This is a genomic window from Methylobacterium sp. NFXW15, from assembly GCF_049887755.1.
Lineage (GTDB): Bacteria > Pseudomonadota > Alphaproteobacteria > Rhizobiales > Beijerinckiaceae > Methylobacterium.
The window spans coordinates 125,777-139,669 of the sequence record NZ_JAGEKG010000004.1 but is presented as its reverse complement, the minus strand read 5'-3'; the positions used below and the strand labels follow the sequence as shown (position 1 = coordinate 139,669).

The following is a 13,893-nucleotide window of genomic DNA, read 5'->3' as shown; positions in this document are numbered from 1 at the left end:
TTGCTCGCAATGACGGCGATGGGCTGCGGCGTTACTTGCCCGCAGTCGCAATGGTGATCTTCGAAAAGTCCTGGAACCAGTTCTGCGCTTGCACGAAACCCTTCACCTTCGGGCTCATGGCGCGGGGGTTCACATCGTGAGTGATCATCACGAAAAGCGCGTCATCCACGTACTTTTCGTGGACCTTCTGCAGTACCTTGAGCTGAGCGTCCTTATCGAAGGTGTTGCGCACCTCATCGAACAGCTTGTCCATCGCCGGATCGCAGTAATAGCCCCAGTTCGTCCCGTTCGGCGGAGCAAGATTGCATTGCAGATGGCGGATGAAGCCGGTGAAGGGATCCTGGATGAAATACGAATAGTTGATCGCGGAGACGCCACGGGAGACGTCGGCCTTGGCGCCCGCACGCCAGATGTTGATCAGCGTGTTCCACTCTACGACTTGATATTCGACTTGGACGCCGACATCGGCGAGGTTCTGCTGGACGAACTCGTTCATCGGCAGCGGCTGCATCTGGCCGGAACCCGAGGCCGAGATGGCGACCTTGAGCTTCAGCGGCTTTGCCGTGCTGTAGCCCGCTTCTGCGAGCAGCTTCTTGGCCGCCTCCGGATCGTATTTGACGTCGAAGGTCGGGTGGCCGAACCATTGGTGCTTCGGCGGCATGAAGCCTTTCGCCGGAATGGCAAGGCCGCCGAGCAGTTCCTTCAGGCCATCGCGGTCGATGGCGAGGTTTACCGCCTTGCGCACCCGGATATCGTTCCAGGGCGAGCCCTCGACACGGGACAGGTGCCACGTCCAGTTATGCGGATAGGCGTTCGTGACGATGGTGAAGCCTGCGCCCTTCAGCGAGGCGACGGCATCCGGCGCGGGGGCCTCGATCCAGTCGACCTGGCCTGAGCGCAGGGCGGCGACGCGGGCATTGGCTTCCGGGAGCGGCACGAGCACGAGCTTGTCGAGCTTGGGGATTCGATTCTTGTCCCAATAGGCCGGGTTCGGCACCATCTCCGCGCGTTCGCGGGGAGCGAACAGCGTCAGCTTCCAGGGGCCGGTGCCGGAGGGATGCTTGGCGAATTCGTCCCAGGACTTGCCGAGCTTTTCCCACTGCGCGGGCGAGGACATCATCACCCAGGCGATCTGATAAGGAAGCGTCGCGTCCGGCGCCTTGGTGACGAGCTCGACCGTCAGCGGGTCGATGACCTTGTAGCTCGCGACAGACGGGATGCGCGTCTTGCCCTGGGCGGATTGGCGCGGATCGTATTGGGGAGCGTCGCTCTTCAGCAGTTTGTCGAGGTTCCAGACCACGGCGTCGGCGGTGAAGTCCGACCCGTCGTGAAATTTCACGCCGGGGCGGAGCTTGAAGGTCCACTTGGTCTTGTCGTTCGGATCGACGGTCCAGCTTTCGGCGAGGCCGGGCACGAGGTCCGAAGCGAGCTCGGCGCTCGACAAATCCCAATTGATGAGGCCGTCATAGACCGTATAGCCCATGAATCGCATGCCCTCGCCGCCATTGTCGGTTTGGCCTGTAGTGAGCGGAATGTCGGAGGCAGTCATGCCGATGCGCAGGACGCCCTGCGCGAAAGCCCCGGAGGTCGCGGCGAGCATTGCGACGCCGGCCAACGCCGCACGGGCGCTGAGTCGATGGAAAACAACAGACATGGATTTCGGGCTTGCTCCTGGCCCCGGGCATGTCGCGCCCGGTCGGGTCAGACCTGATGCAAGCCTGCGGCCAACCGGCCCCATTCCGGAATGCGGCTTCTGAATTGCTTAAAAGGCGGGCAAGAGTTTTTATTGCCTAAATAATAGGCAATTTGACGGTGTTGCACGCTAGCGGTTGGGGAGCGAACTCATAGGTCTCCCGTAGTGCCGTAACATTGCGCACAAGGCGAAGTCTGCGCCGAGCATTTGATGAATTGAGGAACCAGCTCTCAACATCAGGAACTTGCTTCGCATTCCGCTAAGCCCTATTTTTCCCCTAGCTAAAGCGCTGTGCGATCACTGTTCGATTGTGCGTCGTCGCCGCTCGCTCGCGGGCGCATCTGAGGCATTTGCGCATCTGGTCGCGAAACTTTTTCAGATTTGACGACATTTGTTGCGAGTAAGCGACGCATTGCTTGATTGTCGGGTTGCATTGCCGGAGGCGGCCATGCAATGGGCTCGCTACTCCCCATCGTGGTTCGACCCGAGCGCTCTCTTCCGCGCGAGCGCTCGGGTCGAACCATCGGCAAGTTCGATGGTTTGAATGGGTCCCGTGCCTCGGGGACGGCATGAGGATCAGTCACTAGCTTCGCTGACCGGCCGACAAGCCGGCCGTCCCCGCGAGACGCGTGACGCACCTACGAGAAAGGCCAGATGAGCGCATTCGACTACAGGAACTTCAACGACCGTCGCGACAACTCCGCCGCTGCCAAGGCGGCCCTGTTGGCCAAGTTCAAGGCCCGCCCTCCGGCGGATGATCCCGAGGTCCAGGCCCGCGCCCAGCAGCGCGCCGAAGTTGCCCGCGCCCGCGACGAGCGCGCCCGCGAGCGCGAGGCCGCCCGCATCGAGGCCGAGCGTAAGGCCGCTGAGGAAAAGCGCCTTCGTGAAGAGAACGAGCTTGCAGCCCGTCTCGCCCGCGAAGCTGCTGAATTGGCTGCTGCGCAGGAGCGCAAGTCGGCCGAACTCGAAGCCAAGAAGGCCCTGCGCGATGCGCGCTATGCGGCCCGCAAGGCCAAGGCCAAGGTCAAGCGCTGAGTCGCGTAGCCTGCCCGGTCCCTTCGGACCGGGCTCGGTATAATCCAGGCCTGTATAAGACCAGAACGCCGCCCGCTTTGCGGGCGGTTTTCTTTTGCGCAATTGGCCACGACTGATAATCGCGTCTTCGCGCAATTTTTTCGCCCGGGAAAGCTTCACCGTTCCGCAGACTGGACTATCTAGTCGGTCAAAGGGAGCGGTCGGCAAGCGACATGAAGCGCATTGGACAGGGTCTTGGCATCATCATCGGCCTGACGGCCTTCGGCATGACTGCCGCCCGAGCCGAGCCGCCCATCCGCAGCGCCGAGGACGCCGCCTGCCGCGCGGAAGCGAAGGCGCGCGTGTTTGCGGCGCCCAACCCACGCAACCTCCCCCTCGAGGAGGTTGGCAAGGGCATCTACTACAAGTGCATGGACCGCCTCGGGGGCAAACCCGCGCGAAAGCGCGGACGCCGTCACCATTCGCGGTAGAGAGCCGTCAGGCGTCGAGCGGCGCGCCGATCCGGGTGCGGAGGATCTGCTTCAGGCGGCGATCACCACCTTCCTTGTCCACGGCTGCCATGAGCCGCAGCAATTGGCTCAGGGGGGTCGTCCGGCTGCGGACGGCCTCGGCGATTTGATCGGCGAGGCTTTTTCCGCGGAAGCTGAAGCATGGCTCGATCGCGAAGTCGCGGGTCTGAAGCATGCGCGGCGGTCCTTCGAAGGATTCCAGGGGCGGGCGGGTCGCTAAACCTTTCGGCCGCTCTCGGCTAGCCCATTCCGGAGTTTTCCATAGCCGGCGTTCTAGGCCGTCACCGCGAAGGCACAGGGTCCCATGCTGCCGCGAACACACATCGCGGCAGGGTAAAGACTTGGAATGTCAGCAGCTTGATCGACCCGCTGCCCTGCAAGCGAGGGCGCAGGACATGCCAAAATGGCTTGCGCCGGACGCGGGACAAGCGCGCGATTTTCGCACTACTTCCGCGACAGAAATGTGTCGTCGAACGACTCAAGCAGGTGTTTCGGGTCGCGAAGCACGGCAATGCAGCCTGCTGCCTTCAAGTCGGATTCCGGGAAGCCGCCGCACAGGACGCCGATCGTCCGCAGGCCAGCCTTCCCCGCGGCCTCCGCATCGTAGGGCGTGTCGCCCACAACGATCATCTCGTCGGACGCGATTCCCGGCAGCTTCTCGATGGCCGCCTGGAAGATGTCTGGATGCGGCTTGGAGCGATCGGCATCGTCCGAGCTCGTGGCGACATCGACAAGGTCTGCAATGCCGAGGAGGTCTTGGTAGTGCTTCACCTCATCCTTCTTCCCGGATGAAGCGAGCGCGATCGTGAGCCCCGCCTGCCGCATCCGCTCGAAAAGCGGGCGCACGCCGGGGAACGGCCTGACCTTGTCGAGGTATTCGCGCTTGAACAGATCCGAGCGGTAGCTTTCGATCTCTTTGCCCTCGCGCTCGATGCGCTCCTGCGGAAGAAAGACGGGCATGAGCTGATCGCCACCCTTGCCGATCTGGCGGCGAACCTCCGGCTCTGCCGTCTCGACGCCGAAATGCTGGAAGGCCTCAACCCAGGCTTTGGCGTGAAGATCGACGCTGTCGAGCAGCGTCCCGTCGATATCGAAGATTACCGCCCGCATTCGTTTCACCACCCTCACCAGCGCGGACAACACCGTGTGAAGCGGCGGCGTTCCTGCCCCACAACGACGGAAGCCCGCCCCTGTGCAGGGCGGGCCTCGCGAAACCGTCGGTTCGTTGGGCTGGCTAGTGAAGCGCGGCGCGGCTGCGCGCGGGCTTCGCCTTGACCGAGGCGGCGGCGACGGCGGCGCCAGCGGTCGCCTTCGGCTTGGTCAGCTTGGCGGCAGGCATCGCGGGCGCGGCAGCCTCGACAGACTTCGCCTTGGCAGCGACCGGCTTCGCTGCGACCGGCTTGGCAGCCTTCGTCGCGGCAGCCTTCGTCGCGGGAGCCTTGGCAGCGGGCTTGTCCGTAGACTTGGCGGCCGCCTTGCGGACCGGCTTCGCAGCGGGCTCGGCCGCGGGCTGCACCACTACGGAGAGTTCGGCCTCGGCGCGAACCCAATGAAGCTCGGCGCGGCCATGGACCCGGCCCTCGCCTTCCCAGATGTAATAGGCGCGCTCGCGCACGGCCTGCTCGTTGATCTGCATGTCGGTCTCCAGACGGACCCGGCACCCACGCGACCGCTCGGGTCGTTCGAGACGGCGGCTCCGCGTTCTTGCGCTCTCTCCCGCCGGGCCGGTGCCGATCCGCCGGAGAGCGCCATGCCCCGGACGATCCCGCCCGTTGGTTAAGGGGCCGTTAAGGGCGCTGCCTAGCACCGCCGGGGCGCTCCCGAGGCGTGGTTGTGAAATTCGGGCGGGCGGTCCACATGGAGGTCGTGCGTCCGCGACGCGCGATACCTACTTTCCCCGCCGGCCTTGAACCGGCGCAGCGGAGCCCGCTCATGTTCATCCAGACCGAAGCCACGCCGAACCCCGCCACCCTGAAGTTCCTGCCCGGCCGGGTCGTGATGCCCGAATCGACCTTCGAGGCGCGCGATGCCGGTGCCGCCGCGCGCTCGCCGCTGGCCTCCGCGCTGTTCGCGGTGCCGGGCGTGTCCGGCGTCTATTTCGGGCACGATTTCATCTCGGTGACCAAGGCCGAGGACGGCTCCGAATGGCCGCAGGTGAAGCCCGCAGTGCTCGGCGCGATCATGGAGCATTTCCAGTCCGGCGCCCCGGTTCTGAATGAGGGGGCGGCCGGTGACCACGACGACGCTGGCGAGGAATTCTACGACGAGGCCGACCACGACACCGTCGTGACGATCAAGGACCTTCTGGAGACGCGCGTGCGTCCGGCCGTGGCCGGTGACGGCGGCGACATCACCTTCCGTGGCTACAAGGACGGCGTCGTTTACCTGGAAATGAAGGGCGCCTGCTCGGGCTGCCCGTCCTCCACCGCCACGCTGCGCCACGGCGTGCAGAACCTGTTCAAGCACTTCCTGCCGAACGTGCGCGAGGTTCAGGCGGTCTAAGAGCTCCTCACGAAACTCCCATTCACCGGGAGTTCTCCCCCTGACCTCGACGGCTCAGCGGGACTTTTGTGAGAGGCTCCAAGGCCTGTTGCCGGGGCAACCCGGCAACACGGACGATCCGACAGGGGACAGAGCCGGTCGACGGCGCTGACGGTAGGGCGGTTCTGTTCTATGCCATACCATCCGCGCCCAACGGCGCGATGGGAGTTGGCGTGCGAGTACTGGCCATCGATACGGCGCTGGATGTGTGCGCCGCCTGCGTGATGAGGGGTAGCGAGGCCGAGCCATCGGCGTCGGAATCGCTGCCGATGGCGCGCGGCCATGCCGAGGCGCTGTTGCCGCTGATCGAGCGCGTTCTCGCCCGGAGCGAGGGCGGTTTCGCGGCGCTGGACCGCATCGCCGTCACGGTCGGCCCCGGCAGCTACACCGGCCTGCGTGTCGGCCTGTCGGCGGCCCGGGCCATTGGCCTCGCCACCGGTCGCCCGGTGGTCGGCGTCGGCACGCTCTCCGCCCTCCTCGCACCGCTACTGGCCGATCCCGGAGAGGGCACGCTCGCCGCCGCCATCGATGCCCGCCACGGCGCGGTCTACGTCCAGGCGCTGACGGCGACGACAGGTGAGACGCTCGCGCCGGTCTACCTCCCCGTCGAGGAAGCCGCCGCACGGCTCGGGACCGGGCCGGTCACTCTCATCGGATCCGGCGCCCCGCTCGTCGCCCAGGCGCTGAGCGTGCGGGGCATTGCCGCCAGCATCGCGGGCACGGGTGCGCCCGACATCGCCGCCGTGGCTCAGCTCGGCATGGTGGCCGACCCCGGACACGCCCTCCCCCGTCCACTCTATCTCCGCGGGCCCGATGCACGCCCGCAGGACCATGCCCGGGTCGCACGACAATGAGCCGCCCCGCTTTTCCGTTCTGGCCACTGGAATGGTGGATGGCGTGGTGGGACGCGCTGACGCCCCCGCCGAGCGTGTCGCCCCTTATCGATGCCGCGCAGGCGGGCGCCCTCTCCCGCCTCCACGCCACCGCCTTCGCAAGGCCGTGGGAGGCCCATGAGTTCGAGCGTATCCTCTGCGAGCGGTCGAGCTACGCCCACGGGCTCTTTCGCGGGGGAACGTTGCAGGGCTTCGTCCTGTCGCGGCGCGCCGCCGACGAGGCCGAGATCCTGACTGTGGTGGTCGCTCCCCCGCTGCGGGGCGGCGGCCATTCCCGTGGCCTATTGCGCGAGCACCTGAACGGCCTTGCCCTCACCGGCACGACCCGCGTGCATCTCGAAGTCGATGAGGGCAACGAGCCTGCCCTGAAGCTCTACCGGCGAATGGGCTTCAAGCAGGTCGGGGCGCGGACGGGCTATTACGCTAAGGCCGATGGAAGCCGCGCCACGGCGCTCACCATGTCGGCCGAGCTGTGAGCGCGTGAGCCGCCTCGGCCTCGCACTGCGGCTCGCTGCCCTCGCCCTCGCCTTCCTGGTGCTGGCGCCGCTGCACCTCCTGGCTTTGCGGGTGCTGAAGCGCCGGAGCGGGCTCGCGCCCGTCCTGTTCCACCGCACGTTCCTGTGGCTGTTCTCGGTGCGTGTGATCGAGAGCGGCACGCCCCCCGCCCCAGGCGAGGCCGCGCTCGTCCTGTCGAACCACGTCTCGTGGCTCGACATCATCGCCATCGGCGCCCTGCGTCCCCTGTCCTTCGTGGCGAAATCCGAGATTCGCGGCTGGCCGGTCATTGGGCAGTTGGCCATTCTTCAGCGGACCCTGTTCATCGACCGTGCGCGCCGGGCCGCCACCGCGACGGTGAGCGCCGCCATGGGGCATCGCCTCGCGAACGGCGAACTCGTCGTCCTGTTTGCGGAGGGCACGACTGGCGATGGAACGCGGCTTCTGCCGTTTCGCTCGTCCCTGGTCGGCGCCGCACGAGCCGCGTTGCAGGCGGAAGGCGACCGGGGCCGGGTGAGGCTTCAACCGCTCGCCATCACCTACCCGCGGCGCAACGGCCTGCCGGTGGTCCGATCCGAGCGATCCGAGATCGCCTGGTACGGCGACATGGAACTGGCGCCGCACCTCGCCGCCTTCATACAGGGCGGGCCGATCGACGTTCACGTCGTTTGGGGTGCACCGATCCTGTTCGATGCCGAGAGCGACAGGAAGGTCGCCACCGCCGCCGCCGAGGCCGAGGTCCGCCGGGCGATCCAGGGTGTCGTGACCGGGCGCACCGGTCGAGAGCCCGTGACCGTCCCCGCGCCCGCCTCGGATTTCGGCACGATGGGCGGGCTGTCCACCGCCTGACCGGCCGCGTTTTCTGTGCTAGAGCCCGGCGGATAGAGCCCCGCCCCGAACCGGAAATCGGCCCGTTGAAGAAAGCCTACGTCAAGTCCTACGGCTGCCAGATGAACGCCTACGACGCGGCCCGCATGGCCGATGTGCTGGGCGCCGAGGGCTATACCGCCACCGACAGCGTCGATGATGCCGATGTCGTTGTGCTGAACACCTGCCACATCCGTGAGAAGGCGGCGGAAAAGGTCTATTCCGAACTCGGCCGCCTGCGGGTGCTGAAGCAGGAGCGCAAGGCGCAGGGGCTCGACACGCGCATCGTCGTGGCGGGATGCGTCGCCCAGGCCGAGGGCGCCGAGATCCAGGCGCGCCAGCCCGCCGTGGATGTGGTGGTGGGGCCGCAGAGCTATCACCGCCTGCCGGACCTCCTGGCCCGTTCGGCTGGGGGGCGTGTGGTCGATACGGAATTCCCGATCGAGGACAAGTTCAATCACCTGCCTGCTCGGCGGAGCCTCGGCTCTTCGGCGTTCCTCACCGTGCAGGAGGGCTGCGACAAGTTCTGCGCCTTCTGCGTGGTGCCCTATACCCGTGGTGCCGAGGTATCCCGTCCGGTCGCCGCTGTCCTCGCCGAGGCGCAGCGCCTCGCGGCAGGCGGGGTACGCGAAGTTACGCTGATCGGCCAGAATGTGAACGCCTACCATGGCGAGGGTGCGGACGGCGCGCCGGTCGGCCTTGCCGCTTTGGTGCGGGACGTGGCGCGCATCCCCGGCATCGCGCGCATCCGCTACACGACGAGTCACCCGAACGATTTCGACGACGACCTCGTGCGCGCCCATGCCGAGGTCCCTGCGCTGATGCCCTATCTCCACCTGCCGGTGCAGTCTGGCTCGGACAGGATTCTCGCGGCCATGAACCGCAAGCACACGGCCGACGCCTATCGCCGTCTCGTCGACCGCGTGCGCGCCGCCCGGCCCGACATCGCGCTGTCGTCCGACTTCATCGTCGGCTTCCCCGGCGAGACGGATGCGGATTTCGCCGATACCCTTTCCCTGGTGCGAGATATCGGGTTCGAAAGCGCCTTTTCGTTCAAGTACAGCCCCCGCCCCGGCACTCCGGCGGCGGACCGCGCGGACCATGTGCCCGAGGCCGTGATGTCCGAGCGGCTGGCCGAGTTGCAACGCCTGCTCGACACCCGGCGCCACGCCTACCAGCAGGCGGCCGTGGGGCAGGTCTTCGACGTTCTGGTCGAGAAGGCTGGGCGCTATCCCGGACAGGTGGCAGGCAAGACGCCGCACCTTCTGGCAGTGCAGTTCGACGCTCCGCAGGACCATATCGGTCGGATCGTACCGGTTCGGATCACCGAGGCCGGAGCCAACAGCCTGTTCGGCGAGCGCCTTCCGGAGGCTGCCGCCGCGTGAGGATGCCAAACGTGAGAGTGTGCGCTTGAGTGCGGCTGACGGTGGACGCGGGGGCATGCCCCCGCGCGGACGGCCCCCCGGATTGGGGCGGCCCGGCCAGGACGAAGCGGTCGAAGTCCCTCTGACCTTCGACGACAACCGGCTCGCCAGCCTTGTCTTCGGGCAGTACGACCAGAACGTCGCGCATATCGAGCGACGCCTCGGCGTCACCGCCACCGCGCTCGGCAATCATCTCGTCATCAAAGGCCCGGCCGATGCCGCCGAGAAGGCCCGGCGGGTCTTCCAGAAGCTCTATGCGCGGGTACGCGCCGGCGGCGGCACCTTGAGCCTCGGCGATGTCGATGGCGCGATCCGCGAATCGACGGCGCAGGCGAACCTGTTCCCGGCGGCCGAACTCGCGGCTGAAACGGACAAGCCGCATTTCGACCAGATCGCCACACGCCGCCGCGGCGCGGTCCGGGCGCGCAACCCGGCTCAGGACGCCTATATCAAGGCCCTGCGCAGCAACGAGCTCGTCTTCGCCGAAGGGCCCGCGGGCACGGGCAAGACCTGGCTCGCTGTCGGTCACGCCGTGTCGCTGCTCGAACAGGGCCATGCCGAGCGTCTGATTCTCTCGCGCCCGGCCGTCGAGGCGGGCGAGCGGCTGGGCTTCCTGCCCGGCGATATGCGTGAGAAGGTCGACCCGTATCTTCGCCCGATCTACGACGCGCTCTACGACTTCATGGAAGCGCGCCACGTCGACCGCGGCCTGCAGACCGGCCAGATCGAGATCGCACCGCTGGCCTTCATGCGCGGGCGTACGCTCACCAACGCTGTGGTGCTGCTGGACGAGGCACAGAACACCACGTCCATGCAGATGAAGATGTTCCTCACCCGGCTTGGCGAGGGATCACGCATGATCGTGACCGGCGACCCGAGCCAGATCGACCTGCCGCCGGGCCAGAAATCCGGCCTCGTGGAGGCGGTGAATGTCCTCAACGGCGTCGAGGGCATCGGCCGCGTTGTGTTCAAGGACGTGGACGTGGTGCGCCACGACCTCGTTCGCCGCATCGTCACCGCCTACGAGCGCGCCTCCCACGGCGAGGCGGAGGCCGACCGCAACCCCAATCCCCGCCGTCGGCCCCTCGCCTGATGAACGACCATGACATCGACCTCGCGGTCGAAGACGACCGCTGGGACGAAGCCATCCCCGATCTCGAATCGCTCGTGATCCGCGCGGTCGAGGCGGGGCTCGCCATCGCCCCGGAGAGGCGGGAGGGGAGCCTTGAGGTCAGCGTGCTGCTCACGGACGACGCGACGGTTCAGGATCTCAACAAGACGTGGCGCGGCAAGGATAAGCCCACGAACGTTCTCTCTTTTCCGGCCGCGCCGCAGCCCCTGCCGCCGGGGGCCCCGACGCCGCTGGGCGATGTGGTCCTTGCCTATGAGACGATGGTGCGCGAAAGTGCCGAGCAGGGAAAGCCGCTCCAGAATCACCTCGCCCACCTCCTCGTCCATGGGACCTTGCACCTTGTCGGACAGGACCACGAACTCGGCGAGGCCGAGGCCGAGGCGATGGAAGCCCTCGAAATCGCGGCTCTCGCGACCCTGGGCATTCCAGACCCCTATGCCGACTGAGCGGGCAACCATCCTCCCTTCCTTGATCCGAGAGACATGAGCAACGATCGAAGTCGCGGCGCGGCCCAGGCCGCGCTGAATGCCCCCGAGGTTGACGCCCCTCAGCGTGAGCCCTGGTACGACCGCCTGCTGCAGGCCCTACACCTGAAGCCGCGGGAAACGCTCCGCGAGGGGCTCGAAGAGGCTCTGGCCGACACGGACCAGAGCGAGACCGGCCTGTCGCCCCTGGAGCGGGCGATGCTCAAGAACGTGCTCGGCCTGCACAAGGTGCGCGTCGACGACGTGATGATCCCGCGAGCGGATATCGTCGCCGTCTCCAACGACACCAATCTGAGCGACTTGCTGAAGCTGTTCCGCACGGCCGGGCATTCCCGCCTGCCGGTCTACGGCGAGACCTTGGACGACCCGCGCGGCATGGTGCACATCCGTGACTTGGTGGATTTCATCGCCGCCAAGGCCGAGCCGTCGGCCCGTCGCCCGGCCGCGTCTCGCGTCGCCACTCCGCCCGCAGAGACGCAGACCGGCGAAGAGGCTGCGCCCCCGTCGCGCCCTCGCCGTCCGACCGTGCGGGTGCCGCGCTCGCTCGATCTCGGCAAGGTCGAGCTCGCCACGACACTCGCAGCCGCGCGAATCCAGCGGCCGGTCCTGTTCGTGCCGCCCTCCATGCCCGCGATCGACCTGCTGGTGCGCATGCAGGCGACCCGCACCCACATGGCGCTCGTCATCGATGAGTACGGCGGCACCGACGGACTCATCTCCATCGAGGACCTGATCGAGGTCGTCGTCGGCGACATCGAGGATGAGCACGACGTGGCCGAGGCCAAGCAGGTTCAGCGCGTCGAGGGCGAAGGCGACGTGTTCGTGGCCGATGCCCGCACGCCGTTGGCCGAGGTGTCCGAGGCGACCGGCATCGATCTCGCTGCCGCCGTCGGCGACATGGCCGAGGAGATCGACACGCTGGGCGGCATGATCGTGACGCTCGCCGGGCGCGTGCCCTCGCGCGGTGAACTGATCACCGGGCCGGGCGACCTCGAGTTCGAAGTGCTGGACGCCGATCCGCGCCGTTTGAAGCGTCTGCGCTTCCATAAGGGCCCCGCTCGCATTGCGGCGGTCGTGCCGCTCGCCCTGCCGCCGCCCTCGTCCCCGCCGACCGCCGAGCCGCCGCGCCCGTGACCGGGCGGACGGACGGTCCGGCCCGCGACGCTGTGCTTTCCCAAAGCCCTCCCCGCCCCCGGTTTACCGGGGGCGTCGGCCGCTTGCGCGGATGGCGGCGACTAACCTGTGCCTGGGGTGCGGGAGCGGTCGGGGCCCTGGCAATGCCGCCCTATGGCTTCCTTCCCGCCCTCGTGGTGTCGCTCACCCTGGCCGTCTGGATGATGGATGGCGCGCTGGTGGGACGGAGCGGGAGGAAACGGTTGGGTCAGGCCTTCCTGCTCGGCTGGGCCTGGGGTTTCGGTTTCCTCACAGCGGGCTTGTGGTGGCTTGGAAAAGCCTTCCTCGTCGAGGCTGACGAGTTCCTCTGGGCGCTGCCCCTCGGCGTCATTGGCCTACCTTTCGGGCTGGGGCTATTTTACGGAGCAGGCTTTTCACTTGCCGGAATCGTCTGGTCGCGTGGCCCGTCGCGCATCGCAGCCCTCGCGCTGGGGATCGGCGGCGCGGAATGGCTGCGTGGCCATGTGCTCACGGGGTTTCCGTGGAACGTTCTCGGCATGGCACTCGGCCAGAATCTGTGGCTGATGCAGAGCGCAGCCACCATTGGTCTGTATGGCCTGACAGTCCTGGCGGTGCTGATCGCCGCCGCACCCGCGACTCTGATCGACCGCGAATCTGCGCTGGGCCGCTTCGGCCCATCGGTCGCTGCAATCACCGTTTTGGCCGGGCTCGGTTTCGCGGGCTCCGAGCGACTGCGCACGCCTGATCCGGCCGTGCCCGGCGTGAGGCTACGCCTCATTCAGCCGAACTTGCAGCAGGACGCGAAATTCCGCCCGGAGAACCGGGACGACATCGTCGATCGCTACATCGAGCTCAGCGAGCGTCCGCCGGAGGCCGGTGAACCGGCCCCGACGCATATCGTCTGGCCCGAATCGGCCTTTCCCTTCCTGATCCAGCGGGAGGCGGACACGCGCGAGCGCATCGCCGCCGGTCTGAAGCCCCATCGCGTGCTGATGACCGGCGCTGCCCGCACGGACGAACCGCTGCCGGGCGAGCGCCCGCGTATCTACAACGCGATCATGGTGATCGAGGCCGATGGCACGATCACCGATACCTACGACAAGGTGCATCTGGTTCCCTTCGGCGAGTATCTGCCGGGTATCCTCGATGGCGCCCTGCGAGCGCTCGGGTTGAGGCAATTCGTGGCGATTCCCGGCGGCTTCAGCGCGGGCAACCCAGCGATGCAACGCATCCTGACCGTTCCGGGCCTGCCGCCCGTCGTCGGCACCATCTGCTACGAAGCGATCTTTCCGGCCGCGATCAGGCCCATGGGCCAGCCAGTCGATGCAGCCAAGCCGCCAGGCCTTATCCTGAATGTCACCAATGACGGTTGGTTCGGCGATACGCCGGGGCCGCGCCAGCACCTCGCTCAAGCTCGCCTGCGGGCCGTCGAGGAGGGGCTGCCGATGGTACGCGATGCCAATACCGGCATCTCTGCGGTGATCGATCCGCACGGCCGCATCCTTGGCCAGACGAAGATCGATGTCGAAACCTATCTCGATGCCGATCTGCCGGGCCGGATCGAGGGCGGGACGCTCTATGCTCGGTACGGCGATTGGCTGTTCGCCGGAATGCTGTTGATCTGCGCGGGGCTCTCCCTCGCGGGAAGGGAGAGGGTGTGACGTCGGGTCGTGGGGTCGGCGTGG

15 protein-coding genes are annotated in these 13,893 nt (G+C 67.0%); 11 read left to right on the top strand and 4 right to left on the bottom strand.

Annotated features, from left to right (window positions below; genetic code table 11):
- Nucleotides 1-31: 31 nt before the first annotated feature.
- Nucleotides 32-1,600, bottom strand: a complete 1,569-nt coding sequence (locus tag J4O73_RS10680; RefSeq protein WP_426217720.1) for an ABC transporter substrate-binding protein — start codon at nt 1,598-1,600, stop codon at nt 32-34.
- A 747-nt stretch (nt 1,601-2,347) separates the two neighbouring features.
- Here J4O73_RS10680 and J4O73_RS10675 point away from each other — a divergent pair.
- Nucleotides 2,348-2,728: a DUF6481 family protein gene (locus tag J4O73_RS10675; RefSeq protein WP_426217120.1), complete on the top strand. Its 381-nt coding sequence runs from the start codon at nt 2,348-2,350 to the stop codon at nt 2,726-2,728.
- 212 nt (nt 2,729-2,940) lie between these two features.
- On the top strand, nt 2,941-3,198 hold the full coding sequence (locus J4O73_RS10670; protein WP_426217118.1) for a hypothetical protein: 258 nt from the start codon (nt 2,941-2,943) through the stop codon (nt 3,196-3,198).
- 7 nt (nt 3,199-3,205) lie between these two features.
- Here the strand turns inward: J4O73_RS10670 and J4O73_RS10665 are convergent, their stop codons facing one another.
- From J4O73_RS10665 to J4O73_RS10655, 3 genes are all read right to left on the bottom strand, one after another.
- Complete coding sequence (locus J4O73_RS10665; protein WP_426217117.1) at nt 3,206-3,412, bottom strand: hypothetical protein; 207 nt, start codon at nt 3,410-3,412, stop codon at nt 3,206-3,208.
- A 269-nt stretch (nt 3,413-3,681) separates the two neighbouring features.
- Complete coding sequence (locus tag J4O73_RS10660; RefSeq protein ID WP_426217115.1) at nt 3,682-4,347, bottom strand: HAD family hydrolase; 666 nt, start codon at nt 4,345-4,347, stop codon at nt 3,682-3,684.
- A 124-nt stretch (nt 4,348-4,471) separates the two neighbouring features.
- On the bottom strand, nt 4,472-4,873 hold the full coding sequence (locus tag J4O73_RS10655) for a DUF2934 domain-containing protein (protein WP_426217114.1): 402 nt from the start codon (nt 4,871-4,873) through the stop codon (nt 4,472-4,474).
- Between the two features lie 296 nt (nt 4,874-5,169).
- Between J4O73_RS10655 and J4O73_RS10650 the strand changes: the two genes are divergently transcribed.
- From J4O73_RS10650 to lnt, 9 genes are all read left to right on the top strand, one after another.
- Entirely contained in the window at nt 5,170-5,739 is a 570-nt protein-coding gene (locus tag J4O73_RS10650) for a NifU family protein (RefSeq protein WP_426217112.1), read from the top strand.
- Between the two features lie 212 nt (nt 5,740-5,951).
- Complete coding sequence (tsaB, locus tag J4O73_RS10645) at nt 5,952-6,632, top strand: tRNA (adenosine(37)-N6)-threonylcarbamoyltransferase complex dimerization subunit type 1 TsaB (protein ID WP_426217110.1); 681 nt, start codon at nt 5,952-5,954, stop codon at nt 6,630-6,632.
- A complete protein-coding gene (locus J4O73_RS10640) occupies nt 6,629-7,147 on the top strand; it encodes a GNAT family N-acetyltransferase (protein WP_426217108.1) in 519 nt (172 codons plus the stop codon). Before tsaB ends, J4O73_RS10640 begins: the two co-directional genes overlap by 4 nt.
- A 4-nt stretch (nt 7,148-7,151) precedes the next feature.
- Nucleotides 7,152-8,015 (top strand): lysophospholipid acyltransferase family protein, encoded by an 864-nt coding sequence (locus J4O73_RS10635; RefSeq protein WP_426217107.1) that lies wholly within the window; start codon nt 7,152-7,154, stop codon nt 8,013-8,015.
- Nucleotides 8,016-8,080: 65 nt separating this feature from the next.
- Nucleotides 8,081-9,418 (top strand): tRNA (N6-isopentenyl adenosine(37)-C2)-methylthiotransferase MiaB, encoded by a 1,338-nt coding sequence (gene miaB, locus J4O73_RS10630; protein WP_426217105.1) that lies wholly within the window; start codon nt 8,081-8,083, stop codon nt 9,416-9,418.
- Between the two features lie 55 nt (nt 9,419-9,473).
- Complete coding sequence (locus tag J4O73_RS10625; protein WP_426217104.1) at nt 9,474-10,550, top strand: PhoH family protein; 1,077 nt, start codon at nt 9,474-9,476, stop codon at nt 10,548-10,550.
- Nucleotides 10,550-11,035, top strand: coding sequence for an rRNA maturation RNase YbeY (ybeY, locus tag J4O73_RS10620; protein ID WP_426217102.1), 486 nt, complete (start codon nt 10,550-10,552; stop codon nt 11,033-11,035). The genes J4O73_RS10625 and ybeY overlap by 1 nt, the downstream gene beginning before the upstream one ends.
- A gap of 36 nt (nt 11,036-11,071) precedes the next feature.
- Complete coding sequence (locus J4O73_RS10615) at nt 11,072-12,208, top strand: hemolysin family protein (RefSeq protein ID WP_426217100.1); 1,137 nt, start codon at nt 11,072-11,074, stop codon at nt 12,206-12,208.
- Between the two features lie 32 nt (nt 12,209-12,240).
- On the top strand, nt 12,241-13,869 hold the full coding sequence (gene lnt, locus J4O73_RS10610; RefSeq protein WP_426217718.1) for an apolipoprotein N-acyltransferase: 1,629 nt from the start codon (nt 12,241-12,243) through the stop codon (nt 13,867-13,869).
- The last annotated feature ends 24 nt before the right edge of the window (nt 13,870-13,893 follow it).

Excerpts from the sequence above, each read along its gene's own strand:
- J4O73_RS10680 (WP_426217720.1), bottom strand. The coding sequence starts at position 1,600 with ATGCTCGCCGCGACCTCCGGGGCTTTCGCGCAGGGCGTCCTGCGCATC.
- J4O73_RS10675 (WP_426217120.1), top strand. The coding sequence starts at position 2,348 with ATGAGCGCATTCGACTACAGGAACTTCAACGACCGTCGCGACAACTCC.
- J4O73_RS10670 (WP_426217118.1), top strand. The coding sequence starts at position 2,941 with ATGAAGCGCATTGGACAGGGTCTTGGCATCATCATCGGCCTGACGGCC.
- J4O73_RS10665 (WP_426217117.1), bottom strand. The coding sequence starts at position 3,412 with ATGCTTCAGACCCGCGACTTCGCGATCGAGCCATGCTTCAGCTTCCGC.
- J4O73_RS10660 (WP_426217115.1), bottom strand. The coding sequence starts at position 4,347 with ATGCGGGCGGTAATCTTCGATATCGACGGGACGCTGCTCGACAGCGTC.
- J4O73_RS10655 (WP_426217114.1), bottom strand. The coding sequence starts at position 4,873 with ATGCAGATCAACGAGCAGGCCGTGCGCGAGCGCGCCTATTACATCTGG.
- J4O73_RS10650 (WP_426217112.1), top strand. The coding sequence starts at position 5,170 with ATGTTCATCCAGACCGAAGCCACGCCGAACCCCGCCACCCTGAAGTTC.
- J4O73_RS10640 (WP_426217108.1), top strand. The coding sequence starts at position 6,629 with ATGAGCCGCCCCGCTTTTCCGTTCTGGCCACTGGAATGGTGGATGGCG.
- J4O73_RS10625 (WP_426217104.1), top strand. The coding sequence starts at position 9,474 with ATGCCCCCGCGCGGACGGCCCCCCGGATTGGGGCGGCCCGGCCAGGAC.
- ybeY (WP_426217102.1), top strand. The coding sequence starts at position 10,550 with ATGAACGACCATGACATCGACCTCGCGGTCGAAGACGACCGCTGGGAC.
- J4O73_RS10615 (WP_426217100.1), top strand. The coding sequence starts at position 11,072 with ATGAGCAACGATCGAAGTCGCGGCGCGGCCCAGGCCGCGCTGAATGCC.